This window comes from Nostoc sp. NOS(2021), from assembly GCF_017115025.1.
In the GTDB taxonomy this organism is placed as follows: domain Bacteria; phylum Cyanobacteriota; class Cyanobacteriia; order Cyanobacteriales; family Nostocaceae; genus Nostoc.
Window position 1 is genome coordinate 1 of sequence record NZ_JABXKM010000060.1, and the last position, 25,715, is coordinate 25,715.

20 protein-coding genes are annotated in these 25,715 nt (G+C 43.5%); 12 read left to right on the forward strand and 8 right to left on the reverse strand.

The genetic code is table 11. From position 1 onward, the window contains the following. Nucleotides 1-156: 156 nt before the first annotated feature. Nucleotides 157-2,094: a DNA topoisomerase (ATP-hydrolyzing) subunit B gene (gene gyrB / locus HWQ41_RS06940; RefSeq protein ID WP_292760938.1), complete on the forward strand. Its 1,938-nt coding sequence runs from the start codon at nt 157-159 to the stop codon at nt 2,092-2,094. A 1,497-nt stretch (nt 2,095-3,591) separates the two neighbouring features. Next, a complete protein-coding gene (rpoD, locus tag HWQ41_RS06945; protein ID WP_094353188.1) occupies nt 3,592-4,761 on the forward strand; it encodes an RNA polymerase sigma factor RpoD in 1,170 nt (389 codons plus the stop codon). A gap of 123 nt (nt 4,762-4,884) precedes the next feature. Here rpoD and HWQ41_RS06950 read toward each other — a convergent pair whose 3' ends face one another. Then, the gene (locus HWQ41_RS06950; RefSeq protein WP_292760939.1) at nt 4,885-5,070 is read right to left on the reverse strand and encodes a chlorophyll a/b-binding protein; all 186 of its coding nucleotides are present in this window, start codon (nt 5,068-5,070) and stop codon (nt 4,885-4,887) included. A 497-nt stretch (nt 5,071-5,567) separates the two neighbouring features. Continuing rightward, a complete protein-coding gene (gyrA, locus tag HWQ41_RS06955; RefSeq protein WP_292760941.1) occupies nt 5,568-8,135 on the reverse strand; it encodes a DNA gyrase subunit A in 2,568 nt (855 codons plus the stop codon). A gap of 471 nt (nt 8,136-8,606) precedes the next feature. Between gyrA and HWQ41_RS06960 the strand changes: the two genes are divergently transcribed. Further along, nucleotides 8,607-9,011, forward strand: coding sequence for a response regulator (locus HWQ41_RS06960; RefSeq protein ID WP_292760942.1), 405 nt, complete (start codon nt 8,607-8,609; stop codon nt 9,009-9,011). Nucleotides 9,012-9,195: 184 nt separating this feature from the next. Here HWQ41_RS06960 and HWQ41_RS06965 read toward each other — a convergent pair whose 3' ends face one another. After that, nucleotides 9,196-10,083, reverse strand: coding sequence for a tetratricopeptide repeat protein (locus tag HWQ41_RS06965; protein ID WP_292760943.1), 888 nt, complete (start codon nt 10,081-10,083; stop codon nt 9,196-9,198). A 145-nt stretch (nt 10,084-10,228) separates the two neighbouring features. Between HWQ41_RS06965 and HWQ41_RS06970 the strand changes: the two genes are divergently transcribed. The 6 genes from HWQ41_RS06970 to HWQ41_RS06995 all read left to right on the forward strand — a co-directional run bounded on the left by HWQ41_RS06970 (nt 10,229) and on the right by HWQ41_RS06995 (nt 17,472). Continuing rightward, a complete protein-coding gene (locus tag HWQ41_RS06970) occupies nt 10,229-10,867 on the forward strand; it encodes a TetR/AcrR family transcriptional regulator (protein WP_292760945.1) in 639 nt (212 codons plus the stop codon). Nucleotides 10,868-11,144: 277 nt separating this feature from the next. Beyond that, nucleotides 11,145-11,759, forward strand: coding sequence for a hypothetical protein (locus HWQ41_RS06975; protein ID WP_292760946.1), 615 nt, complete (start codon nt 11,145-11,147; stop codon nt 11,757-11,759). 321 nt (nt 11,760-12,080) lie between these two features. Further along, on the forward strand, nt 12,081-13,658 hold the full coding sequence (locus HWQ41_RS06980; protein ID WP_292760948.1) for an efflux RND transporter periplasmic adaptor subunit: 1,578 nt from the start codon (nt 12,081-12,083) through the stop codon (nt 13,656-13,658). A gap of 233 nt (nt 13,659-13,891) precedes the next feature. Then, the gene (locus HWQ41_RS06985; RefSeq protein ID WP_292760969.1) at nt 13,892-15,163 is read left to right on the forward strand and encodes an ABC transporter permease; all 1,272 of its coding nucleotides are present in this window, start codon (nt 13,892-13,894) and stop codon (nt 15,161-15,163) included. An 84-nt stretch (nt 15,164-15,247) separates the two neighbouring features. Next, the gene (locus HWQ41_RS06990) at nt 15,248-15,919 is read left to right on the forward strand and encodes an ABC transporter ATP-binding protein (RefSeq protein ID WP_292760950.1); all 672 of its coding nucleotides are present in this window, start codon (nt 15,248-15,250) and stop codon (nt 15,917-15,919) included. Between the two features lie 116 nt (nt 15,920-16,035). Then, on the forward strand, nt 16,036-17,472 hold the full coding sequence (locus HWQ41_RS06995) for a TolC family protein (RefSeq protein WP_292760952.1): 1,437 nt from the start codon (nt 16,036-16,038) through the stop codon (nt 17,470-17,472). Between the two features lie 340 nt (nt 17,473-17,812). On the opposite strand, the gene HWQ41_RS07000 is transcribed toward HWQ41_RS06995, so the two are convergent. Together HWQ41_RS07000 and HWQ41_RS07005 are read right to left on the reverse strand one after the other, a co-directional pair. Then, a complete protein-coding gene (locus tag HWQ41_RS07000) occupies nt 17,813-20,074 on the reverse strand; it encodes a cation:proton antiporter (RefSeq protein WP_292760954.1) in 2,262 nt (753 codons plus the stop codon). A 523-nt stretch (nt 20,075-20,597) separates the two neighbouring features. Beyond that, nucleotides 20,598-21,416, reverse strand: coding sequence for a methyltransferase domain-containing protein (locus tag HWQ41_RS07005; RefSeq protein WP_292760956.1), 819 nt, complete (start codon nt 21,414-21,416; stop codon nt 20,598-20,600). 6 nt (nt 21,417-21,422) lie between these two features. On the opposite strand from HWQ41_RS07005, the gene HWQ41_RS07010 reads away from it, so the two are divergent. Both HWQ41_RS07010 and HWQ41_RS07015 read left to right on the forward strand, forming a co-directional pair. Continuing rightward, nucleotides 21,423-22,184 (forward strand): class I SAM-dependent methyltransferase, encoded by a 762-nt coding sequence (locus HWQ41_RS07010; RefSeq protein WP_292760958.1) that lies wholly within the window; start codon nt 21,423-21,425, stop codon nt 22,182-22,184. Between the two features lie 76 nt (nt 22,185-22,260). After that, on the forward strand, nt 22,261-22,950 hold the full coding sequence (locus tag HWQ41_RS07015; RefSeq protein WP_292760959.1) for a Uma2 family endonuclease: 690 nt from the start codon (nt 22,261-22,263) through the stop codon (nt 22,948-22,950). A gap of 399 nt (nt 22,951-23,349) precedes the next feature. On the opposite strand, the gene HWQ41_RS07020 is transcribed toward HWQ41_RS07015, so the two are convergent. The 3 genes from HWQ41_RS07020 to HWQ41_RS07030 all read right to left on the reverse strand — a co-directional run bounded on the left by HWQ41_RS07020 (nt 23,350) and on the right by HWQ41_RS07030 (nt 24,868). Further along, complete coding sequence (locus tag HWQ41_RS07020) at nt 23,350-23,631, reverse strand: hypothetical protein (protein WP_292760961.1); 282 nt, start codon at nt 23,629-23,631, stop codon at nt 23,350-23,352. Between the two features lie 150 nt (nt 23,632-23,781). Next, nucleotides 23,782-24,360 carry a Uma2 family endonuclease gene (locus HWQ41_RS07025; protein ID WP_292760963.1) on the reverse strand — a complete coding sequence of 193 codons (579 nt, stop codon included), beginning with the start codon at nt 24,358-24,360 and terminating at the stop codon, nt 23,782-23,784. 40 nt (nt 24,361-24,400) lie between these two features. Further along, nucleotides 24,401-24,868, reverse strand: a complete 468-nt coding sequence (locus HWQ41_RS07030) for a VOC family protein (protein WP_292760965.1) — start codon at nt 24,866-24,868, stop codon at nt 24,401-24,403. A 77-nt stretch (nt 24,869-24,945) separates the two neighbouring features. On the opposite strand from HWQ41_RS07030, the gene HWQ41_RS07035 reads away from it, so the two are divergent. Further along, nucleotides 24,946-25,449 carry a DUF4385 domain-containing protein gene (locus tag HWQ41_RS07035; RefSeq protein ID WP_292760967.1) on the forward strand — a complete coding sequence of 168 codons (504 nt, stop codon included), beginning with the start codon at nt 24,946-24,948 and terminating at the stop codon, nt 25,447-25,449. Nucleotides 25,450-25,715: the final 266 nt, after the last annotated feature.

The following is a 25,715-nucleotide window of genomic DNA, read 5'->3' on the forward strand; positions in this document are numbered from 1 at the left end:
CCCCCTGACCCTCTGGCACGGGAGTGGAACCCCTGTATAAACTTCTCTTGAAAATGCCCTACAGACGCCAGCAAGGCTTTTGTGTTACAATTTTGGAGTGTTTTTACTTTTATTTGCCTTTTGGCGACTTAAACCCCACGCATCAGGAGAGTTTACATGACGAGCAGTTACAGTGCCGATCAGATTCAAGTTCTGGAAGGTCTGGAAGCCGTCCGCAAAAGACCAGGAATGTACATCGGTACCACTGGGCCGCGAGGACTCCACCATTTAGTTTACGAGGTGGTGGACAATTCAATTGATGAGGCTTTGGCGGGTTATTGCACTCATATAGAGGTGGATATCAACGCTGATGGTTCGGTGACTGTAACAGATGATGGTCGCGGTATTCCCATCGATACTCACTCGCGAACCGGGAAATCGGCTTTGGAAACCGTGATGACGGTACTGCACGCCGGTGGTAAGTTTGGCGGCGGTGGCTACAAAGTTTCTGGAGGATTGCACGGGGTTGGTATTTCTGTTGTTAATGCCCTATCTGAGGTTGTAGAAGTTACAGTTTGGCGAGATAAAAAAGTTCATATCCAGCGCTATGAACGGGGTATCCCAGTTACTGAACTGCAAGTCAAGCCTTACAAAGAAGATAGAACCGGAACTTCTGTTACTTTTAAACCAGATACCCAAATATTCACTGTTAGCATTGAGTTTGATTACATCACTTTATCAGGTCGCCTACGGGAGTTGGCGTATCTGAATGCTGGTGTCAAAATTACGTTCACTGACCACCGTCTGGAATTACTGAAAAGCGATACACCCAAGGTAGAATCCTACGATTACAAGGGTGGTATTAAAGAATATATCGCCTACATGAACCGTGAGAAGCAGCCCCTGCATGAAGAAATTATTTATGTGCAGGGAGAACGGAACAACGTACAAGTGGAAGTTTCTTTGCAATGGTGTACTGATGCTTACACGGATAATGTGCTGGGTTTTGCCAACAATATTCGCACCGTTGATGGTGGTACGCACTTAGAAGGGTTGAAGGCGGTTCTGACTCGGACATTAAATACGATCGCTCGCAAGCGCAATAAAATTAAAGAGAATGAACCTAACCTCAGTGGCGAACACGTCCGCGAAGGTTTGACTGCGGTTATTTCCGTTAAAGTCCCAGATCCAGAATTTGAAGGACAAACTAAGACCAAACTCGGTAATACCGAAGTTCGGGGAATTGTTGATTCTTTGGTGGGAGAAGTCCTCACCGAATACCTAGAATTTCATCCGGCGATCGCAGACTCAATTTTAGATAAAGCTATCCAAGCTTTCAAAGCCGCAGAAGCAGCCCGTCACGCGCGGGAATTAGTTCGGCGCAAATCGGTGCTGGAATCTTCGCCATTACCTGGGAAATTGGCAGATTGTAGTTCTCGTGATCCCAGCGAATCTGAGATATTCATCGTGGAAGGGGATTCAGCCGGTGGGAGTGCCAAACAAGGACGCGATCGCCGCACTCAAGCGATCTTGCCTCTACGTGGTAAAATTCTCAACATTGAAAAAACCGACGACGCCAAAATCTATAAAAATAATGAAGTTCAATCGTTAATTACAGCACTCGGTTTAGGTGTCAAAGGTGATGAATTCGATTCCACCCAACTGCGCTATCATCGCATAGTCATCATGACTGACGCTGACGTAGATGGAGCGCACATCCGTACATTGTTGTTAACATTCTTCTACCGATATCAACGAGCGCTCATCGAACAGGGCTTTATTTATATTGCTTGTCCCCCACTGTTTAAGGTAGAACGGGGACGTAATCATGAGTATTGCTATAGCGATCGCGAAAAAAATCAAGCGATCGCCAAATTTCCGGCTAACGCCAACTATACCATCCAACGCTTCAAAGGTTTGGGTGAAATGATGCCACAACAACTCTGGGACACCACAATGAACCCAGAAACCCGCAAAATGAAGCAAGTCGAAATTGAGGACGCCGCCGAAGCCGATCGCATCTTCACAATTTTAATGGGCGATCGGGTCGCACCCAGACGAGAATTCATCGAAACCTATGGTTCTAAACTCAACTTCACCGATCTCGATATCTAATTCAATTCAATAACACTGCTCTGATAATTTGTCAAGTTGGTAATGGGTAATGGGTGATACGTTTTCACCCATTACCTTTTTTATTGCTACATAACTACAAAAATTCTAAATTTCTCACTTAGCAAATAACCATATAATTTGCTTATTGTCAACAATTTACAAAAATTCAATATTCTAATGTTAGCAAAAGTACCAACTTTATTATAAATTTAGTCTAGATAATACTTTTTGCACTGACTCGCTGAATAATTTCGCCCACCAGCTAGAAACACATTTGTTATGCTTTAAGAAAATAACTGAATATCATCTATCAAACAGCAATCAATAAGTATCTTGAGGATTTCTCATAATTAAGATGACAAAAACTTACTGAAATAAAAGTATTTAAGTTTACAATTCAATTACGGAAAAAACCTTTGTAAGCAAATCATCAGGCAATCTTCTGGGTTCTCTTGATTCGAGGTAATGCCTACTGGGAGCCAACACCATCTGGCTGAAAACTTGTTAATATCTTCATATAATGTCGTGGCGATCGCGATTGCATTGTATGTATCTAATGTACTTTTGCCTAAGATAAGACTAAATTGGTGAGTTCGCAGGACAAATTGTTTTTGAATTGATTAAAATATCCTTGTATACAATAAGAAAAGTTTGTCAAGTTTCATAGGGCTGAAATTGCCACAGTGCGCTAACGTGTGAATAAGACCAAATTAGTTAAACCTAAATTGATCTACTATCAGGTCGATTCTGCCACCGCCTCAACTCCTCAGTTAAGGTAATTAATACGCAGAAGGTTAACTGCTTTAAGGCAAGCACCATCACCCTTGTTATATTTACCCAAGGTCAAGACCCGCTTTAATCTCAGGAATGCGTAATTTATGAAGGAAATGTAAAATGGGTAGGTTAAGAGGAATTGTCTGAGTTAACATACAATGCACTCTTTCTCAGTAATTAATGTTGTGTAAAATACATGAAATTCGGCAAAAGCAAGCGTACTTACTTTGTAATGTAATCAGAGCGTCACTGCAATTCCGAAAAGTGGAGAAAAAATTTCCGGGTATAACTCCCGTTTTTAATGTCTTTTTGGTAATAGTGGCTAAAAATTGCTGTGGGAGTTCATGATTAATACACAAAAAGAGTGCAATTTCTGTGAAACAGGCTACAATCGGAAGAGTCTTTATAGGAAAATCTGCCAACAGTCTGAACTCATTTGTATAGAGTGGCAAATTTTTTGATCAAGGCGAGTATTTTTTTTGACCAGTTAGTTGAAAGCAAAATGTGATAGCAACACATATAACATTTACTAAAGTGAGCAAGTCACCTTTAGTAATTGCTTAAACTAAAGTAAAAACCCCTCCAATCGGAGGTGTAAAACGTCCGAAAATATCTCTGGCAAATCTGCCAACAAGCTTATTTTCGGTTGAATACTAGCTCGTTTAAAAGAGCAGTAAACACATCTTGAGTAATTGATTCTGCAAGGAGCATGAGGAACGCGGCATGAACCAGGCTAACAACGTACTCGAAAGCATATATCAGCCTGACCTAGAAATAATGAATCAGCCTGAGCTCGAGTTAGAAGAACTCTTAATAGACGATGAAGAGGACTTGCTGATCATCGATGAAGGTGACGAGGAATTTTTAGAGCCTCAGTCTGATGAGGACGACGCAAAGTCTGGAAAAGCCGCTAAATCGCGTCGTCGGACACAAAGCAAGAAAAAGCACTACACCGAAGATTCAATTCGGCTTTACTTGCAAGAAATTGGTAGAATTCGGCTGTTGCGGGCAGACGAAGAAATCGAATTGGCGCGGAAAATAGCCGATTTGCTGGAATTAGAGAGGGTACGCGAAAGACTCTGTGAGCAGTTGGATCGCGATCCTCGTGATAGTGAATGGGCAGAAGCAGTGCAACTTCCACTACCAGCCTTTCGTTATCGCCTCCATGTTGGTCGCAGGGCGAAAGACAAGATGGTGCAATCTAACCTCCGTCTTGTGGTTTCAATTGCTAAGAAGTACATGAATCGTGGTTTGTCGTTCCAAGACTTAATTCAGGAAGGCAGTCTCGGTTTGATTCGTGCCGCTGAGAAGTTTGACCACGAAAAAGGCTATAAGTTCTCTACTTATGCTACATGGTGGATTCGTCAAGCAATTACCCGCGCGATCGCAGACCAATCCCGCACGATTCGCCTTCCAGTTCACCTTTACGAAACCATCTCTCGGATTAAGAAAACTACCAAGCTGCTATCTCAAGAGATGGGTCGCAAACCCACTGAAGAAGAAATCGCCACTCGCATGGAAATGACCATTGAGAAGTTGCGGTTCATTGCTAAATCCGCCCAGCTACCCATCTCACTAGAAACGCCCATTGGTAAAGAAGAAGATTCTCGATTGGGTGATTTTATTGAATCCGATGGTGAAACGCCAGAAGACCAAGTTTCCAAAAATCTGCTGCGCGAAGACCTCGAAAAAGTCCTTGACAGTCTCAGCCCTCGTGAAAGAGATGTTCTCAGATTGCGTTACGGCTTGGATGATGGTCGGATGAAAACCCTTGAGGAAATCGGACAGATTTTCAACGTCACCCGCGAACGCATTCGTCAAATTGAGGCGAAGGCACTTCGCAAGTTACGTCACCCAAATCGTAACAGCGTTCTCAAGGAATATATTCGGTAGTTATTAGTCATTTGTCAATAGTCATTTTTCATTAGCTTTAGACAAATGACAAACAAATAAAAACCTGGTAGTGAATTAGCACTCCAGGTTTTTTTATTTATAGGTCATCTTAGATATTAAAACTTACAGGATGCCCCAAAAATGTAGGAAGCCTTGACCAGAAAAAAGCTCAACCAAAATGGCTGCTGAAAAGCCAATCATTGCCAAGCGACCGTTCCAAATTTCTGCTTGTGGGGTAAAGCCCCAACGCCAAGCGTTGCGATCTTCAATTACAGGAATAGTGACTTTTGTTGTGCTTGCATTTGTCATGGTTGGGACTCCAAATTTGATTCTTAAGGTTTGTTACCTTATGTAAACTAATATAACAAATATTTTTATAAATGCAACATTTTTTATACTTTTGTTTCCATAGCTTGACATAAATTATAAATAGCTATTTATACAGATTAAAACATCGTCCTTAAGTTAGATTTACTGAGGTAGAAGAAATATTATGTAGATTTATAGCGTTATAGACAATATTAACTTATTGATATTAATTGTCAAATATTTTATTTACATTGGTTGATTTTCCATAGAAGTTGTTATTTTTAAGTTAAAAATTCTTGATAATTTTTGGAGATATCGGAGTCAAAAATACTGCCCAGATCCGTCCAGATCCCCGACTTCTTCAAGAAGTCGGGGATCTAAATCCAGCGATTTAGTAAGCACCATCCCAATATTTTCTGCCGCCAATTTATGAGGCGGCAGCCCTCTAAAAAGGCATTCCCAGTCGGAGACTGGGAACGAGATCAACCCTACATAATTTACGATCGCACTTCGGCGACGGTGATGATTTTTTCATCGCGGCTAAGTTGGAGGATGCTTTCACCTTTGACATCTTTACCTAAGAGCGGCACTGTTTCCACAGGTATTCGCACTACCCGTTCTTTATTCGTCACTAAAGCTACCTCGCCAGATGCGTTGGCGTAGCCCGCCGTTCGCGTAGCGTCTCGTAGAGAAGGCATCGCCATCACCATCCCAGCTAAGTTGTCAGTTTTGCTGGCAAATTTCAGCGCTTGCGTGCCTAAATCGCCGCGATTAGCCGCTCTTAACTGACTCGCAGGCATCCGCTTGGCATATCCTTCTTGAGTAACTAGCAGCAGTTGGTCATCTTTACCGACAGTGACACAGCCAACCATTTGCTGATTTTTCAATAACCGAAATGCTTGTAAACCCATCGCTGCGCGACCCATGACCGGTAATTGTTCATCATTGACTCCAAAGCGCAACAATCGCCCACCTGAACTAGCTAAAATCAGATGCTCCCCTGGAGTAGTGAACTGGGTAAATGACAATTCATCATCGTCTTTGAGCTTCAAAATCGTGATTCCGCGCCGAGTCAAGTTAGTAAATTCTTCCAGAGACAGACGCTTAATTCGTCCCTGTTTTGTTACGAGAATCATCTGCCTAGTTTCGAGATTTTCCGGCAGCAAAAAACGGCTGACCACAACTTCTTGAGCAGCTTGAGCAGTACTACTGAGCAAAGTAATCAAAGGTTTTCCGCGTGGAGAACGTCCAGTGATTGGGGGAATTTCTCCCACATTCACAGGATAGACTTTGCCACCACCGGTTAGTATTAACAAGTCTTTCTCAGTGTCAGTTAACACAGTTTGGATAATGAAGTCATTATCGTGCAGACCATTTTCACCTTTTGACTTTCTCCCAGATGGCTGGGTGCGGCGCACATAACCCCGTTGGGTAAATTCTAAAACCGCTGACTCTGCTGGCTGTTCTAATTTTGGATTTTGGATTTTGGATTTTGGATTGTCTTCATCAACTTCTGCTCCTTGTCTCCTTATCCCCTTGTCCTCTTGTATCCTTGTGTCACTGGTGATCGACGCTAACTTTGTCCGCCGGGGATCGTTGTACTTGCGCTTGAGCGATCGCAAATCTTTTTTCAGCGCCTTCAATAATTCCCGGCGATCGTTGAGTAATTGCTCTAATAACCTAATTTGTTCACTTAGCTGCTCAAATTCCTGCTGCAAATTTTGCTTTTCTAAACTGGTGAGGCGGCGCAACGGCATAGCCAGAATTGCATCTCCTTGTACCTCACTCAAATCTAGTTGGCTACAAAGGTTAATTTTTGCTGTACTACCATCGGCAGCTTGGCGCAAAATTTCAATTACCTCATCCAAATTAGACAACGCTTTCAGCAAACCTTCTACCAAATGCACACGACTTTGGGCTTTACCCAACTCGTAATTGTAGCGGCGGTTGAGCGTCTGTTCTCGGAAACTCAAAAACTCCTGCAAGACTTGACGCAAACTTAACTGGCGGGGTTGTCCATCCACTATTGCTAGGAGAATTGCCCCAAAAGTCATTTGTAAAGCAGTTTGGTGATATAAATTCTGGAGAATTTCTTGAGGATTGGTATCGCGTTTGAGTTCAATTACCACCCGCATCCCTTCGCGATCGCTCTCATCCCGAAGATCAGAAATTCCTTGCAAACGTCCTTGATTTACTAAGTCCGCTACCTTCTCAATCCAGCCTGCTTTATTCACTTGATAAGGCAATTCTGTAATAATAATTGCCGTCCGTCGCTTGCTTCCCCTACTGGCGGGAATTTCCTCCAGAGTCGCGACTCCTCGCAGCAGAATCCCACCTTTACCTGTGGTGTATGCTTCCCGAATTCCCGCCTCACCAATTATTTCCCCACCAGTGGGAAAGTCTGGCCCTGGAATTAACTCGAATAACTTTTCATCTGACAAATCTGGGTTATCGATTAAGGCAATTAACCCATCGACAACTTCCCCCAAGTTGTGGGGTGGTATATTCGTCGCCATTCCCACGGCAATACCAGAACAGCCATTAAGCAACAGAAATGGCAATTGAGCAGGTAGCACCGTTGGTTCTTGCTGGGAATTATCGAAGTTCCCGACAAATTCCACAGTTTCTTCGCCAATTTCTGTCAGCATTCCCTCATGACTGATCGGTGCGAGACGCGTTTCTGTGTAGCGCATCGCTGCTGGCGGGTCATTATCGACGCTGCCAAAGTTACCGTGTCCTGCGAGTAAAGGATAACGGCTAGAAAAATCCTGCACCAGCCTGACTAAAGCATCGTAAACTGATTGGTCGCCGTGGGGATGGTATTTACCCAACACATCACCCACTACACGGGCACATTTCCGATAGGGTCTATCTGGTACTAAACCGAGTTCGTGCATTGCATACAGAATGCGGCGATGCACTGGTTTTAAGCCATCACGCACGTCTGGTAGCGCTCGCCCGACAATCACGCTCATGGCATATTCTAGATAAGACCGTTGCATCTCGGTGTGCAGGGCTGTTGTAATTACCTGTCCCGTTGAGAGCAGGTTTAACTGTTTTGCCATGAGTTTTTTCCCTGAAATTTAACTACACAAAAGCCGATGGAACTCAATATTGCAGCAACCACAGCATAACGGATGAAATGGAATTCATAACAAAATTTTGATAGTCATAGAATAAAAAGCAGTAGTATCATCCTTGATGACGAGGATACACTTTGACTATTAAAAAGGATGCAGACGACTATAATCTACATACACTTAGTAGCCATGATACTTACCGAAGAAGAATTCAGAATACATCCGCCAGAATCCAGAATGGATTCTGTGCGACTGGATAGAAAATCGAGGTTTAGAGCAAGCGATTCTAATCGTGGATAAGAAAAAATTCTTTCCGTGACTCTTCGCCCTGACTTCACTGCTGGGGTATTCTAAATTCTCAATTCTGTCTTCAGCAGGACTTCTGATCATGATTGCATTTCTTAATTTTGAATTCTGGAATTCTTGAATCCTCTCACCTCTATAACTAAAATTCTCATGAAAACTGTTTTAATTGTCGAAGACGATCTAATTAATGCTCGTGTTTTTTCCAAAATTTTGTCCAAGCGTGGCGGCTTGGGTGTGAAACACACTGAAAATGTCGAAGAAGTCATAAAAATTGCCCAATCAGGAGAAGCCGACCTGATTTTGATGGATGTTTCTCTCTCTAGAAGTGTTTATCAAGGTAAGTCTGTTGATGGAATCAAAATTACACAAATGTTAAAATCTGATCCAAAAACAGCAAACTTACCTGTTATTTTGGTGACGGCACATGCTATGGAAGGCGATCGCGAGAACTTTCTCAAGCAAAGCGGCGCTGATGGCTACATTTCTAAGCCAGTTGTTGACCATCAACAGTTTGTTGACCAAATCATCGCACTTCTACCCCCAGACAACCACTGAGAATTAACGACTTATTTCAGGAGTACTCACCCGCCAATGTTTTTGGGCGACTAGTTCCTGTATTTAGTTAGTATATATGTACTATGAAAAGGTACTGTTAAGCAAGTGGTGATTGGAAAGTTAGGAGTGAGGAGTTGAAATTTTTAACTCCTAACTTTTAACTCCTAACTTTTAACTCAGACTTTTATTGAGTAGGCTGTTGTTCAGGAGATGATGATGAGTTTTTTCGTTGCAATAGGGCTGCTTGAATACGGGGTAATTCTAGGAATTTTTTCGTATCAGACAGTAGGCGATCGCCCCAGAGATTTTCTTTGAGGAAATCCAAACTAGCATAGCGCGAATCGATGCGGAGTGCAGTTTCTCCCAAGGTTAGTCCTTGTTGGCGATCGCCTTTAGTATACAGTGCCACTGCCAAGGCCAATAAAGGTTCTGCGGCTTGCTTCTCAAGGGTTATAGCAGATTGCCATCGCTTAATCGCTTCGGGGATATTACCCTGTTCGTAGTTGATTAAGCCAATATTGTTGAGCGCCGGCCAGAATTTTTTATCTTGGGAGACGGCTTTATCGTACTGCCCGATCGCATCTGGCAATCGTCCCAGCAGATAATAAGCATTACCCAAATCAAATAACCCCTCTGGATCATTGGGTTTTAACTTCAAACCATCTTGGTAATTGACAACAGCAGCCTGATAATTTTTCTGCTGAAAATTAGCTGAACCCAAAGCAAACAAAATATCACCATTTTTAGGGTTGATAGATTGCGCTTTTTTCAGGCTAGCGATCGCCCCATCAAACTCTTTAGTTTGCAGTTGCAATCCACCTAACAGCAACCACACCTTATCATTCTTCGGAGCCAGTTGACTAGCCAGCCGCGCTCGTGGCAAAGCTAAATCAACCTGTTGAAACTGAGCTAGTTGAGCCGCCTCTTGTGCCAAGCTCAACCCCTGCTTCTCTAACTTTGTCGCATCTAGTTGCAATGTATGGGGTATTAATGCCTGCGCGTTAGCGGCTTTTGGTATACTCCACAAACTACAGACCATTAGACAAGAAATCAAACGAACATATTTAGGCACACTACCGCCTTTTAGCCACTAATCAAAGAATCTTTCAGCTAGCTTAAACGATCTCCGCTCTTGACGGCAGTAAAATCTTACATCATTAGCTCTTGACATCCCGATCACAAAAGCAATATATTAATAAGTATCCACTTACTTATTTATGGCTCGTATACCCAGAATCACCAATCAGCAAATCTTAGAAGCGGCTCGTCAAGTTTTCCTACAACAAGGATTTGGTGCTTCAACCTTAGAAATTGCTCAACAGGCTGGTATTTCTGAAGCTTCAATTTTCAAGCGATTCTCAACGAAAGAAGAATTATTTTTTGCGGCGATGGGAATTCCAGAAAAACCCCTCTGGGTGAACGAGTTGGAATCTCTTTGTGGCAAAGGCAATCTCAAAGAAAACCTGATCAATATCTGCCTTCAGATTATGGAATTCTATCGCCAGGTGCTGCCTCAAATAATGATGTTGCGATCGCGAGGCAATGCGATGCCAGAACTTGGAAGTAAAGAGCCAAGACCGATGCTAGATGTGAAAGTACTGACTGCTTTCTTAGAGCGTGAGATCAACCAAGGTCGCCTTTGCCCTTGCGATCCCCAGACAGTGGCTCATATCTTAGTCGGATCGGTGATGAACTACGTTTTCTTAGAACAAATGTCGTCCCAAGTCAGTATGCCAACTGCCGAATTAGCAATAGGAACTTACTTAAATTTTGGATATCCGGCCACGGGAGTCTCAGTATTTATCCTGAGTCTTGTGGATATCGTTTGGCAAGGAATTGCACCAAGCCAGGATTAGAATAATTCGTAATTCGTAATTCGTAATGACGCGGTGCTAACAGAATTAATTTTTGTAGCGGGGATTTAGCCCTACTCCCCAGTAGAAAAACTGATGACTTTCGTCATACATCGATTTGGAATTACTTATGACTTTGGTCATACATAAGTCTGGAATTTTTAAGCCATAATTAAGATGTATGAAATTATACGATAGTGTAGACGTTAGACATCTTGATGCCAAAACAAAAGCAACTGTCTAAATTACTAAATCCGAATCTAAACAAGGAGTCAATTACATGCTGAAACGAAACCGTATATCGATAGTCTTAGCTGCTGCTGCCCTGATCATTGTTCCCACTCTCTTGACTGCGCCTGCAAACGCCCAGACAGGTCAACGCGATCGAGATTGGAATCGCGACGGCAGAGCCAATCCCGGAGAAGTTAGAACTCCCGCAAATAGCGACAATTCAAATCGCGACGGCAGAAACAATCCTGGAGAAGTTAGAACTCGCGCAAATAGGGGCAATTGGAACCGCGACGGCAGAAACGTCGGAGACACGGGCAATTGGAACCGCGACGGTAGAACCAATAGTGGAGGAGGCAGAAACGTCGGAGACACGGGCAATTGGAACCGCGACGGCAGAACCAATACTGGAGAAGTCAGAAACCTCCGAGACAGAAGCAATTGGAACCGTGACAACCAATACAATAGCAGAGCAGCCAGACTTCGTAATGGTGACCTCAGATTGGCTAATGGGAGAATTATTCCTGCTAGAGACGTAGTGAGACTTCGTAATGGTTACTCCAGACTTCCCGACGGGGTTATTATTGGCCCACAGCAGGAATTTTATGCTCCTGGCTACGAAATTCCTGTTGAGAGACCATCGCTAATCAACATACACCTTTTTTAAAGAAGAAGTCAGAATTCAGAATGTAATTCTTTGGGGATTCAGAGGAAAGTCGGAAGCCGCCGCTCTGTTAGCGACGCAGCAGCGTCTGCGGCTTTGCTCCTGAATTCTTTTTTGTGAAAACACTAAAAACTCAATAAATTTAGGACTTACGCAAAAGTACACGCGCTCTGGGGCAATTCATGAATTGCCCCTAAGAAGAAAATCATTCTTTTCGGCTATTGTTTGCGTAAGTCCTGAAATTGTCAGTATAGGGCTACCAGGCATAGTTTTAGGGGTGAATAACTGGCTCGGTAGCCGTTCTTTATAGATAAAAAAGTGGATATGAAAATTGATATATTAAAGCCGGTAGATTCATCAGTTTTGGTTCCAGAGGTAAAGAAAAAAAAGGCCAGACGTAATTGGCTCTCTTGGCTAATTGCTCTTTGCCTTTTGGGTGGAATTGGCTATGCAGTTTATTACCAAGTAACGGTTGTTTCCTCTCAAGAAGCCAGACGCCGGGTGCTGACAAAGCCTGTAGAAAGGCAGAGTTTAACAATCACAGTTTCAGCCAACGGAACGGTGAAGCCTGAGCGGTCAATCAACCTCAGCCCGAAAAATTCCGGCATCCTGAAAAGCCTGTTGGCGAAGGAAGGAGATCTCGTCAAACAAGGACAGATTGTCGCTTACATGGATGATTCCAACCTGCGGGGACAACTCACCTCGGCTCAAGGACAATTGGCACAAGCCGACGCGAATTTGCAAAAAGCGATCGCAGGCAATCGTCCTCAAGATATTGCTCAAGCACAGGGAGTATTAGACGAAGCCCAGGCGAATCTGCAAAAGGTACAAACAGGCAATCGCTCTCAAGATATTGGCCAAGCACAGGCACGCTTGCAGAGCGCTCAAGCTACCCTTCGCCAAGCAGAAGATGATTTTGTTCGTAATCAGCAACTTTACAAAGCAGGCGGTATTTCCCTTCAGACTCTTAACCAAAACCGTGCGACTCGCGACAGTGCCCAAGCTAGTGTAAATGAAGCACAACAAGCACTGGCGTTGCAAAAAGCCGGGTCACGTTCAGAAGACATCGATCAAGCACGAGCTGTGGTGAACCAGAGACAGCAAGCTTTGGCACTTCTGAAAGCCGGAACGCGCCAAGAAGATATTGACGCAGCCCGCGCCCAGGTAACATCTGCTCGTGGTTCGCTGCAAAACATCCAAGCCGAAATCAATGACACGATCATTCGCGCACCTTTTGATGGTGTAGTGACAAAGAAGTTTGCTGATCCAGGCGCTTTCGTGACACCCACAACTGCCAGTAGTGACGTAGCTTCTTCTTCTTCTTCTTCAATCTTGTCTCTAGCTTCCACAAATGAAGTTGTCGCAAGTTTAGCGGAAACAAATATTTCCAAAATCCGCCTTGGTCAAAAAGTCTCGATTAAAGCAGATGCCTACCCAGGAAAAACCTTTGAAGGTAAAGTCAGCCAAATTGCTGCCCAAGCAGTAGTAACGCAAAACGTCACCAGTTTTGAAGTCAGAGTATCACTTTCAGACCCTCAAAGACTACTGCGGTCTGGGATGAATGCGGAAGTAGATTTTCAAGTCGGTCAAGTTGAAAATGTTCTAGTAGTGCCAACGGCCTCGGTGGTGCGCCAAGAAAATGCCACGGGTGTATTTGTGGCAGGAAAGAATAACAAACCTGTGTTTACTCCCATCGAGACTGGCGTCACCGTGAATAACTTTACCGAAGTTAAGTCTGGATTGACAGGAAACGAAAGGGTATTGCTCAGTTTCCCAGCAGGGTCACGTCCGCAATCAACACCAAGAGGAGGAGTTTTTCCGGGTCTAGGAGGAGGCACAGGCGGAAGCGGAGGAGGTCGTTCCGGCGGTGGTGGTCGTTCTCAAGGCGGTGGTTCCCCTTAAAGTGAGTTTTAAATCAATAACTTGGGTTAAGACTTAAGGGACTTCCAAATTAAAAAACATTCAAAAATCTCATACAACAATCCTCTCTCTTCTTCATCTCTCTGTGCCCTCTGCGCCTCTGTGGTTCGTTTTCTTGGTCAATTTTTTAACGAACCGCAAAGGACGCAAAGGAAGAGAAGAAAGAAATGCTTAACTCAATTGTATTGAGTTTTAAATAAAACTTTATGTTTAAGATATTTAAGGGCTTTTACAAAGTTAAGAATACCCGCACAGTACCATTGCTGGAAATCTTGACAATGGCGGCAGAGACTCTGTGGAGTAACAAATTACGCACAGGTCTAACTATGTTGGGTGTAATTATTGGGATTTCCTCAGTTATTGCGATTACTTCTGTCGGTCAGGGAGTGCAAAAGGGGGTTGAGCAACAGATACAAGCATTGGGTACAGATGTGATCCAAATTTTGGCGGGTGCGGCAAGAAGCGGGAATGTCCGTCAAGGAGTAGGTTCTAGCAGTACCTTAACCTGGGAAGATGCGAAGGCGATCGCTACACAAGCGCCATCAGCACAGATGGTTTCTGCTTATCTCCAACGCAGCGCCCAAGTTGTATATGCAGGACAGAACACCTCAACAACCATTTATGGCACAGATTTAAACTACCCAGAAGTTAGAAATACTCACCCTCAGCAAGGGAGATATTTTACTCAGGAAGAATTAGATATTGCTGCACAGATGGCTATTCTTGGCCCCACAGTCCAAACCACACTCTTTGGAAAGGGTGTAAATCCGATTGGTGAGCGAATTCGGATTCAGGGAGAGGCTTATGAAGTAATTGGGGTGATGGAGCCTAAAGGCGCTCAAGGCCCGATGGATCGAGATGATCAGATTTTCATCCCTCTAACTACTATGTCGAAGAGACTGGTTGGTAACAATGCCCTAGTAGGCGTTTCTGTCAATGGAATTTTAGTCAAAGGCGCGAATCAGGAGCAGTTAGAAGCCGCTCAGTTTCAAGTCACCAATCTCTTACGGCTGCGTCACAACATTTATCCGCCACAAGCTGATGATTTTCGGCTGACTAATCAAGCTGATATTGTTAGTACCTTCACTAGTATTGTGGGTTTATTTACAGTTATGGTGGTAGCGATCGCGGGAATTTCTCTGGTGGTTGGTGGCATTGGTATTGCCAATATTATGCTAGTCTCCGTGGTTGAGCGGACGCGAGAAATCGGGATTCGCAAAGCCGTAGGAGCCACCAATTCGGCGATACTTAATCAATTTTTAGCCGAAGCGATCGTGATTTCCATTGTCGGCGGATGTATTGGGATGGCGACTGGCATTTTATTAGCCTTTGTAGCTGCAAGCATTTTCAAATTTCCCTTTGTAATTTCTTTCTTGTCGATCATTGCTGGCTTTGGACTTTCATTGAGCGTTGGCTTACTCGCTGGGGTAATTCCAGCACGGAACGCATCCAAATTAGATCCAATCACCGCTTTACGTAGTGACTAAATAACTCCTGTACAGACGCGATTAATCGCATCTCTAACTCTTATAACTCCTGTACAGACGCGATTAATCGCGTCTCTAACTCTTATGACAACGATGATTTGGATGGAATCTATTACCAAAACTTACTACTTGGGAGAAGTTAGTGTTCCCATACTCAAGGGAATTGAACTCTCTATTGAAGAAGGGGAATACGTCTCTATTATGGGTGCGTCAGGTTCGGGTAAATCCACGCTGATGAATATTTTGGGATGTCTGGATCGTCCCACAACTGGAGACTATATTTTTGAAGGCAGAAACCTGACGACTTTTGATGATGATGAATTAGCCTATATCCGCAACCAAAGGATAGGTTTTGTTTTCCAACAATTTAACCTATTGGCGCGGGCGACAGCACTGGAAAACGTCATGTTACCAATGGTTTACGCTAACTTGCCTAAACCAAAACGCCGTGAAAGGGCATTAGAAGCCTTGGAAAAGGTAGGACTAGCCGAACGCATCGCTAACCGTCCGAGTCAACTCTCTGGCGGACAACAACAACGGGTAGCGATCGCTCGCGCTTTGGTCAACCGACCGGCGTTAGTTTTAGCAGATGAGCCAACAGGAGCTTTAGATACTGAAACTTCCCGTGAGGTGATGAGTTTGCTGACAGAACTTAATGACCAAGGAATCACGATTGTGATTGTCACTCATGAGCCAGATATTGCTGCTCAAACTCAAAGGATTATTCGAGTTCAGGATGGTTTGATTGTCGGCTAATCCGTTAATATTAACCATTTGAGGGGGAATTTAAAATTTAAATCTCTGTAGGTCAATCAGGATGAAAACTTTTGATTTATCCTCAAAGAAACCCGATTAATGACTACATCTATCTTATGAATTTCAGCTTATTCTTCGTGCATTCTACCTGGGTTAGCGTAGCGTTGGCGGTAGCCTTGCCGTCAGGCATCGCGATTCTTTTTCCAACTTTAGCAGGTGCAGCAACTCCCCCAGAGCCGCAGAATTCCTCAAGCTCTGTACAGGTTCCCGATTACCTCAACCCCAATCCCAATCCTCTGCAATTTCCTACCAAACCGGAGGAAGTAAGGATTCAGAAAACTGTGCCAATCAGTTTGGCACAAGCTTTGGAACTAGTACAACGCAACAATCACGATTTACAGGTAGCAATATTGCAGCTAGAACGCAGTCGTTCAGCTTTACGTCAGTCTCAAGCTGCCTTATTTCCGACTCTGGGAATCAACAGTAATGTGACTAACAGTGGTAATGGTTTTAGTAGCAGTCAATCTCAAGCCAGCAGTTCATTCAATGGTTCAGCACAACTGAATTATAACCTCTATACCTCCGGGAATCGACAAGCGACAATCCAAGCAGCTGAAGAACAACTACATGTCGATGAATTAAATGTTGAAACTCAGTCTTTGACAATTAGGTTGAATGCCATCACTCAATACTACAATTTGCAAGAAGCCGATGAACAAGTAAGAATTAATCGGTCTGCTGTGAATAATGCCCAGGCTAGTTTGCGGGATACTCAAGCTCGACTAGATGCTGGAGTCGGTACGCAGTTCGATGTGCTGCAAGCTCAGGTAGTTTTAGCAAATGCCCAACAACTCCTGACTAATGCTATCTCACAGCAGCGAATTGACCGTCGTCAGCTTGCAACTCTGTTAAGTTTGTCGCAGTCAGTTGATATCACTGCCGCAGATCCCGTACAATTGGCGGGTCTTTGGCAGCCAACACTCGAAGAAACTATTATCCAAGCGTTTCAAAATCGCCCAGAATTGCCACAGTATTTGGCACAACGTAATATTTACGAACAACAGCGACGACAGGCGCTTTCACAGCTAGGGCCGCAAGTTAGTTTGGTAGGCAGCTACAACCTGCTAGATCGGTATAATGATGGCATCAGCGTTACTGATGGCTATTCAGCAGCAATTCAAGGAAGTCTAACTTTGTTTGATGGGGGCGCAGCAAGAGCGAGTGCGGCTCAATCGAAAGCGAATATTGCGATCGCCGAGACTCAATTTGCTAGCCAGCGCGACCAAATTCGCTTTAATGTAGAACAGTACTACTCTCAATTGCAATCTAATTTAAATAATGTGCAAACTTCTAGTGTGGCTTTAAATCAAGCCAGGGAAGCTCTGGATTTAGCAAGGCTGAGGTTCCAAGCTGGTGTGGGCACTCAAACAGAGGTGATTGCTGCTGAAAGTGACCTGACAACAGCAGAAGGTAATCGAGTCACAGCTATTTTGAATTACAATATCGCTCTAGCTAATTTGCAAATATCAGTCACTTACAGGGCTTCGCGCTAAGTACAGCACTTCCGAAATTCGTAGCTTTTTTAAACGCAGAGAAGCGCTGAGGGGCGCTGAGTTTTGCCAATTTTAATTCGCTATGAACTTATGAAATTCTGTACTAATAGGCGAGAATAAATAAAAGTAGATTAAGTAATGTAAAAAATCTTGAGATGAGTTCGTAGTGAGGACTTTAGTCCTCAAATGAGGACTAAAGTCCTCACTACAAACCTTGAATTATTCACGCCCCTCTACTTAACTTTCTTTCTTCTCTTCCTTTGTGTCCTTTGCGTCCTTTGCGGTTCGTTAAAAAAATTGACTTTGACAAAGAGTTAAGCCTTAACCCAAACGTATTGGACTATGGCGTAGTAATTACCGCTACTGGGCAATGGGCTTTACTCAAAATTGCATCCACTCTGTGACCGAAGAAAACGCGACCCGTAACCATTCGGATACTACTTCCGAGAATAATTAGGTCAACTTTATTGGTTTGGGCAAACTTGAGGATTTCCCTTTCTGGGCTGGTTCCTTGCAGAATATAGGTTTTGACATCAGCACCCAGATTGCGGCCAATTGCTGCTTGCTGTTCGAGCAGATCATGGGCAATTTCCTTGACTGGAGCTAGCGATCGCCGTTCGTAAAGAATATACTCAACCTGTGGCAAATTAATCACGTTAACGATCATCACTAATGCCCCTGTTTGAGCAGCGATCGTACTTGCCATTTCTACGGCATTTTTGCTATATTCTGTCCCCACCGTTGGCACTAGAATCTTTTTCAGCTGTTGTTGAGCGATTTTGCATATCTCGCCTTTGGGTTGGGGTAAGTGCGACTTTACCACCATCGTTGCACAAGGCGCTTCTTGTACTACCCGGTCTACAAGCAAATTGAACAATGCTTTCTGGGGGCGTATCTGTTCAGAAGCTCCCAATACAATCAAGTTATAGCCTTTGTTGGCTTCATTCAGAATTACCTCCGCTTTACTACGCCCAGACTCCGTTTTTGTTTCCAGGATGGTATCAGCAGGTAGCTGCATTTCTTCAGCAACAGAAGCCAGAGCTTGCTCGGCGGCGGTATCTTTAACCTGGGTTGCCGTTCGACGCGCTTTTTTTTGGGGCTGCTTGTCACTCAGAGCATATAGAGATGTGACTTCTATCGAGTTTTGGTGAGCCATGTAACCGACTAGCTGCGCTGCGAGTTGGATGTTGGGGCCACCGCTAGTGGGTATTAAAACACGCTGGATTTGCTTGATAAAGCTCTGGCTATCTTGCTCTTCTTGTTCCAAACGTCGAGCTTCCTCTTCACCCATAACCACCTTCGACAAAGACCAGCGCAAAAGGGGTGGAGCCATTAGGGAAGTAACAATCGCTACCATGACAATAATTGAGTACATCTGTGGATTCAGTACTCCCAAAGATAAACCAATCGTGGCAACGACAATTTCCATCGCCCCGCGAGCATTCATCCCCGAACCCATCGCCAAACCTTCCCAATGACTCAAGCCGCCGACGCGAGAACCAATGTAAGCACCGATAAATTTACCAACACAGGCGACAGCGAGAACAATCAAGCCAAATATCAAGGTTTGGGGGACTAACAGGGTTAGCAAGTTAACCTTCAAGCCAGCTGAAGCAAAGAAAATTGGCGCGAGAAAGGCTGCTGTGAAGACTTCTAGCAGATGTCCAGCTTCATTGCTAAAGCGGCGGGATTGACCTGCCAAAATCCCCAGCACGAAAGCACCTAATGCTGCTTCTAGACCTAATGCGTGCGTAAGTGCGGCTGCCGAGAGCGAAAGAATTAGCACAACCGATATACTAGCGGAGATGCCGCCAACGTAGTCATCAACCCAGCGCAAAATCTGGTCTACGATGGTACGCCCAATTGTGAAGGCGATCGCTAGAAACAATATAGCCGCACTCACGGAGTGGAAAATTGTCCCAAAGTCAAATTTGCCGCTACTAGCTAAACCTGAAACCACTGAAAGTAAAATCCAGCCGATGGTGTCGTCAGTCATACCAGCTGCTAAGGTGACTTGACCAATGTCACGGCGAATCAGGTTTAAGTCCATCAGCACCTTAGCAATCACTGGTACTGCCGAAATACTCATTGCTGTGGCGATAAACAGACTGAATACCAGTCGCTTATCTGGGTCGGCTAAAAAACTATCTGGCAATAGCCAGCCCAATCCAAATCCGGTGATAAACGGGACAATAATTCCGCCCAGTGAAATCAGCAGAGCCGTTTTACCTTTACGAAGAATCAGCTTGAGATCCGTCTCCAACCCAGTTACAATCAGTAAAAATAACACGCCTAACCAAGAAATCACTGAAAGTAAATCAGATTGTTCTTGACTTTTGGGAAAGATCAGCCCCTGTAAGTCTGGAAGCAGCAAACCAAATAGAGAAGGGCCCAGCAGCACACCCGCCAGTAATTCCCCAACAACAGGCGGTAGGTTAATCCGGCGCATCAACTCACCTAATCCCCGCGCTACCAGAAGCAACAGTGACAGTTGCACCAGCACCAACAGCAGCTCATGATGACCGAGAGGTTTAATTAAACCTTCACCGGCTGCTTTCTGTGCAGCGAGTACAGGCACTAACATCAGGGACAGGTTTTGCATATAAGCGTCCAAAGGTGGATTACAAATTTTTCAAGGGGCTGTTCAAGTAAATCCTGAAAATGCTTACTTCCACATCGGTCTAGGAGCTTAAACTGTCATTATTATTAGGAACTGACAAATAAAAAAACATCCCAAATTTTCTTGTGGGATGGGTGTCCGCACCCGTCCCATATTCAGGGCAGGCTTTCCTGCCCACCCCACAAGATGGATAATTTATTTCTTGTCAGTCCCTTATTAACGGCAAGATGATCATGCGCGATCGCCCTAAGAGGTTGCTTGAAAAGTATTGGCGAATAGAATTCGCGGCTACACAAACTCTCGTCCACCTACGTGGACTAAGAGAAAATCAACGGTTTTTAACCCACGGAGGTGGGTTTTGATTTTGTCTGTATAGCCAAGCCAGTGTGGGAACACGGGGTTTCCCCGCCACTTCCTTCAACGGGGGGAACCCCCGCAACGGAGTGGCTCCCCATGAGCAACTGGCGTGCGATTTCCAATCGCCAGGGCTAGTATTAATTGAGACTTATTTTCGAGCGCGAATAAAGAATTTTGTAGTATCTTCCCAAATACCTTGATCAGTTGCTAGTTTCTCAATTTCTGCTTTGTACTCAACTTGCAACTGATTTAATTGTTCTTGTGATAATTTTGACAGCAGTGGATTACCTTTCAAATTTATATTAATTGCTGTCTCAGATAATCTGTTATCCCTAAGAGGGCGATAACGTCCTGATGGCTCAATCTTAATTTCGATATCTCTAAAACCTGCCTGATTGAGTAAATTGCGACATTTTTCTGGAGTCCCAAGTGGTTCAAGGATATGTGGTAGCGATATGCCCAAAACTCTAGCGCCGATCCTCTGCTGAAGAGATGCCATATAAGCTGTTTCTGGAGGACAGGTAAATGCCACAAACCCTCCAGTTTTCAAGATGCGATACCACTTTTGCAAAATAGCAAGGATATCAGGAAAAAGTACAATCGCCTCACAGCAAAAGACAACATCAAAACTACTATCACTAAAGTGGAAATATTCTGCATCTGCCTCAATCAACTCGATGTTTTGTAATCTAGTTGCGGCAATCTTAAGTCTTGCTTGATCCAACATTCCAGGGGTCATGTCAATCCCAATCACATAGCCCTCTGAACCAACTTTTTCAGCTGCGGGTATCGCTACTAAACCTGTTCCAGTCGCCACATCAAGGATTTTCTGCCCTGAATGTAGCGTCACAAATTCAAGTAGAATCTTGGCTTCTAGAGGATGGCGAGTACCTTCCTCATGGTCATAAGTAGTTCTACTACCATAAAATTCTCTTAGTTGCTGCTTATAACTATCCAGATCAGTCATAACCAAATGTCAAATTTTCTCCACTTTATAATAACTCTTGTTGTGATGTTGAGTTGTTCGCTGCTGAATCCAACCCTGACAGCACAAGCCGCGTCTTCATCCACCACGATTTACGAACAACGGATAATCCATAGTCCAGATGGTATCGGCAAATATTACATGGGGCGCGAAATTGCCAAAGTTATGGGATACACAGGTGCTGGCTGGCTAGAACGTCCAAGCCGAGAGGGGGAAGAACAGCCAAGTAAGGTAGTCAACGTCCTCAACCTAAAATCTAACGATGTAGTGGCGGATATTGGCGCTGGTACAGGTTATTTAAGCTTTCGCATCGCGCCGCTATTAACAGCAGGTAAGGTGTTAGCTGTAGATGTTCAGCCAGAAATGTTGGAAATCATTGATTTGTTCAAAAAAGAGAAAAATATTACCAATGTTAAGCCTGTTTTAGCAACCCTTAGCGACCCCAACTTACCATCTGAAAGTATCGATTTGGCGTTGATGGTGGATGCTTACCATGAACTTGAGTATCCCCAAGAAGTGATGCAAGGAATTGTGAAAGCACTTAAACCAGGTGGTCGAGTGGTGCTAGTTGAGTATCGGGGTGAAAATCCTTTTATTATGATTAAAGGTCTGCACAAGATGACTCAAAAGCAAGTCCGTAAAGAAATGCAAGCTGTTGGTTTGGTTTGGCGTGAAACTAAAAACTTGTTACCTCGACAGCATTTAATGGTATTTGAGAAACCTGATTCTAGCGATTTATTAACAAAATGATGCTTGGGTGGTGAATCTGTAGAAAAATATGCACTAAGCCATAATAAAGTAAGACTCCTTGCCAGAGCAGAAAATCATGAGCAACCTATCACTCAAGCAGCGAATTCCTCCTTTAGAAAATGGCGATCGCCTCACTCGCTACGAATTTGAGCGACGCTATCAAGCAATGCCCCGTCACCAAAAAGCAGAATTAATTGAAGGAGTTGTATACTTGGCATCCCCATTACGCTTTGAAAGTCATGCTAAACCACATGGTCATACAATCACTTGGTTGGGAGTTTATGAAGCATCAACCCCTGGTGTGAGATTGGGAATTGAGCCAACAGTCCGCTTAGATCGAGACAATGAACCTCAACCAGATGGAGTGCTATTAATAATGCCAACATCCCAAGGACAATCTCGTTTGAGCGATGATGATTACATCGAAGGTGCGCCAGAACTCGTAATAGAGATAGCAGCTAGCAGTGTTGCTATTGATTTACATGACAAGAAAAAAGTCTATGGTCGTAATGGGGTAAAAGAATACATTATTTGGCAAATATTTGAAAATAAATTAGATTGGTTTCGCCTGCAACAAGGAGAATATGTGTCTTTAGAAGTGGATGCAGATGGAATTATCAAAAGTCAAGTATTTCCTGGTTTGTGGTTGTCAATGTCAGATTTACTTGCTGGCAATATGCAGCAAGTCTTAGCTGTATTGCAGTTGGGATTAAATTCGCCAGAACATCAAATATTTGTGCAGCAGTTGTCTGAGGAAGAAAGATAGTTGCACAAATACCTGGCGAATAGAATCAGGGCGAACGCATCTAAATTACTCTTGTTCACAGCCAAGGTTAAGAAGCAACGAAAAATGTATCTATGAATGTAAACTATCTAAAGCTTAATTAAACCAAAATAATTCTTGAAAAAGTTGCAGTCAATAATGGATTACTGACATGGTATAGCATCGTTAAGTCTGTTGACCAATTAAATGATATTGAACTCGATCCTTCTTCATATTATGTGCTTCAGGAGCTTATTAATGTTGGGTTTCTTCGACTAGAGCCGCCAGAAGGAGGAAACTCGGCTAAATATTGGCTAACACAGACTGGTAGACTCTTTTTAAGTCAAAGTTGAAATGATTGAGCCGAGACAAAGCCAGATTCAAAGTAGCGATTTTTTGACATCAGTCTATTTTTTTTGGAATGAGACTGGCGCTTTTGGTTGCACTATCCCAAACAATCCAGCTAAGAGAATTATCTAAATCATCGGGGCTATTTGAAACTTTAAAATACAGCTTTTCTGCACCTTTTCTTTCAATAGCAAAGTCGGCATTTTGAGCATAAACAACTATAAAACCTTTGTCTCGCAAACAATACATCGCCCAGGCTTTCAATGATTGCTTGTATGGTTCGTGTGGAATTGATGGTTTTGCGATCGCATCTTCGATTACTTGAAATATTTGCATGAGTTTCCCGCTTATAGTAGATTAACTATTGTCCTTTGTTGCTGCCTAGATCCCCGACTTCTTTAATAAGTCGGGGATCTAAATCCAGTTTAAGTTAAGCGACATTCTACCCTACCGTGTGTTTTATCCGAGCATTTTCAAACATTATTATTATCCCCAAATTTTTTTCAGCGTCAGTACAAAACCAGGTAAAACATTTTCCCCAGAAAGAGTTTGAGGTGATTTTAAAACTTCCACATCTTGTCCAGGACGATAAATTTCAACTTCCTGTTTTTTTCGATTTATTAGCCAACCTAAACGACACCCATTTGAAATATACTCGTGCATTTTTTCTTGAACTTTTTTCAAGGTGTCAGATGGCGACATTATTTCAATTGCAAAGTCAGGACATAAAGGAATAAATTTTTCTCTTTGTTCTTTAGTCAAACTATCCCAACGAGATTTTTCCACCCAAGAAACATCAGGAGAACGGTCGGCACCATTTGGTAAAGTAAATCCAGTGGAAGAATCAAAAACTTCACCTAGTTGCTTTTGTTCATTCCATGATGCTAATTGCAGAATTAAATTAACATTACTTTTTCCAGTTTCTCCTCCCGTTGGTGGCATTATGACTAATTCTCCTTGGGCATTGCGTTCTAATTGTAAATCGGGGTTTTCTTCACACAGCTGATAAAACTGCTCTCTTGTCAGTTTAATAATCGAATTAAGGTTTAATGTCAGTGCTGGCATAGAAGTATTTCCCGTTTTTTGTTCGCTGACAAATAATTATTTAATGCACATCGGGATCGCAACGAATTTCAATCATAAAGCCATCTGGATCGTAAAAATACACTCCTCTACCAGTCGGACGAGTGACTGGGCCATGTGCGATCGCTATTTTATTTTCTCTGATCACTGTCACCGCGCGATCGAATAACTGCGGATCGATATCAAAGGCGAGATGGTACGCTCTAGTGAAGGTCTTTTCTGGGTCTGGATTTGGTGGTGTTAAATCCGGTTCCCCAAATAAATCCAAAATTGTCCCATCTGGGGTGATGAAGTTGGCTACTTTCCCAGATGCGACAAGTTCCAGCAGGGTTGCGGGTACTTCGTCACCTGTGAGTTCATGCAAACCCAAGATTGTGCCATAAAAGTAGCGGGAAGCTTGCATATCCCGGACGTTGAGGGCAATGTGATGCACTTTACGCAGATTCCCTGGCGCAAGGACACTGTTCACGGATTGGGTGGTAGATAGCATAATAAAACAAAATTTCCCTACAAAGATAGAAGCTTAACTTCTTTCTTAAAGTTTATTATTTATAATAAACACTTCGCATGGCTTTTGATTATTCTTTAGACTTTAAAAATATCGATTTTCGGCAACATCCTGAACTCTATCGTGTTGGGAAGGGTGAGCAGGGTGTACTTTTGGTAGAACCATACAAATCAGAAATCCTTCCCTACTGGCGGTTTAAAACTCCTGAGATTGCTAGAGAGTCAAGTGAAAAAATCTCCGAGATGTTTCTTGATTATTTAGAGAGAGATGATTTTGTCGGCGCGGATATGGCACGGAAGTTTATCCAAATGGGTTATACTCGCTCTCGCCGTTATGCTAATCATAAAAGCGGCAGGAAATATAAACAAAATTCGGAAACTCCAAGCTCCAAAAAAGAGATTCTTCCCTATGAAGTAGACCCAGTTAAAGCGGAATCAGCGGCAATATTTAAAGCCAAGTGGGTACAAGCAAAGACAAATGAGAAATATCAAGAGCTTTTAGCTAAACATAAACAAATGTATGAGAGCATCTCACCTTTGCAAATAAATATACCTGGCGATTAGAAATCGCGGCTACACAAACGTACTCCTTTGGAGAACCCGTTGGCGCAGCCTCTCTAAGAGTTGGGTAGGCCGCCTGCGCGGACTCAGAAATTTGAAACCCACCTCCGTGGGTTTTGTCTGTATAGCCGCAAATTCCATTCGCCAAGGCGAGTATCTGAGGTGGATGAACGAGTATCTGAGGTGGATGAATGGAGTTCTGAGGTGGATGAACGGAGTTCTGAGGTGGATGAACGGAGTTCTGAGGTGGATGAACGGAGTTCTGAGGT

Coding starts and splice junctions, on each gene's coding strand:
- gyrB (WP_292760938.1), top strand. CDS start 157: ATGACGAGCAGTTACAGTGCCGATCAGATTCAAGTTCTGGAAGGTCTG.
- rpoD (WP_094353188.1), top strand. CDS start 3,592: ATGAACCAGGCTAACAACGTACTCGAAAGCATATATCAGCCTGACCTA.
- HWQ41_RS06950 (WP_292760939.1), bottom strand. CDS start 5,070: ATGACAAATGCAAGCACAACAAAAGTCACTATTCCTGTAATTGAAGAT.
- gyrA (WP_292760941.1), bottom strand. CDS start 8,135: ATGGCAAAACAGTTAAACCTGCTCTCAACGGGACAGGTAATTACAACA.
- HWQ41_RS06960 (WP_292760942.1), top strand. CDS start 8,607: ATGAAAACTGTTTTAATTGTCGAAGACGATCTAATTAATGCTCGTGTT.
- HWQ41_RS06970 (WP_292760945.1), top strand. CDS start 10,229: ATGGCTCGTATACCCAGAATCACCAATCAGCAAATCTTAGAAGCGGCT.
- HWQ41_RS06975 (WP_292760946.1), top strand. CDS start 11,145: ATGCTGAAACGAAACCGTATATCGATAGTCTTAGCTGCTGCTGCCCTG.
- HWQ41_RS06980 (WP_292760948.1), top strand. CDS start 12,081: ATGAAAATTGATATATTAAAGCCGGTAGATTCATCAGTTTTGGTTCCA.
- HWQ41_RS06990 (WP_292760950.1), top strand. CDS start 15,248: ATGACAACGATGATTTGGATGGAATCTATTACCAAAACTTACTACTTG.
- HWQ41_RS06995 (WP_292760952.1), top strand. CDS start 16,036: ATGAATTTCAGCTTATTCTTCGTGCATTCTACCTGGGTTAGCGTAGCG.
- HWQ41_RS07000 (WP_292760954.1), bottom strand. CDS start 20,074: ATGCAAAACCTGTCCCTGATGTTAGTGCCTGTACTCGCTGCACAGAAA.
- HWQ41_RS07005 (WP_292760956.1), bottom strand. CDS start 21,416: ATGACTGATCTGGATAGTTATAAGCAGCAACTAAGAGAATTTTATGGT.
- HWQ41_RS07010 (WP_292760958.1), top strand. CDS start 21,423: ATGTCAAATTTTCTCCACTTTATAATAACTCTTGTTGTGATGTTGAGT.
- HWQ41_RS07015 (WP_292760959.1), top strand. CDS start 22,261: ATGAGCAACCTATCACTCAAGCAGCGAATTCCTCCTTTAGAAAATGGC.
- HWQ41_RS07020 (WP_292760961.1), bottom strand. CDS start 23,631: ATGCAAATATTTCAAGTAATCGAAGATGCGATCGCAAAACCATCAATT.
- HWQ41_RS07025 (WP_292760963.1), bottom strand. CDS start 24,360: ATGCCAGCACTGACATTAAACCTTAATTCGATTATTAAACTGACAAGA.
- HWQ41_RS07030 (WP_292760965.1), bottom strand. CDS start 24,868: ATGCTATCTACCACCCAATCCGTGAACAGTGTCCTTGCGCCAGGGAAT.
- HWQ41_RS07035 (WP_292760967.1), top strand. CDS start 24,946: ATGGCTTTTGATTATTCTTTAGACTTTAAAAATATCGATTTTCGGCAA.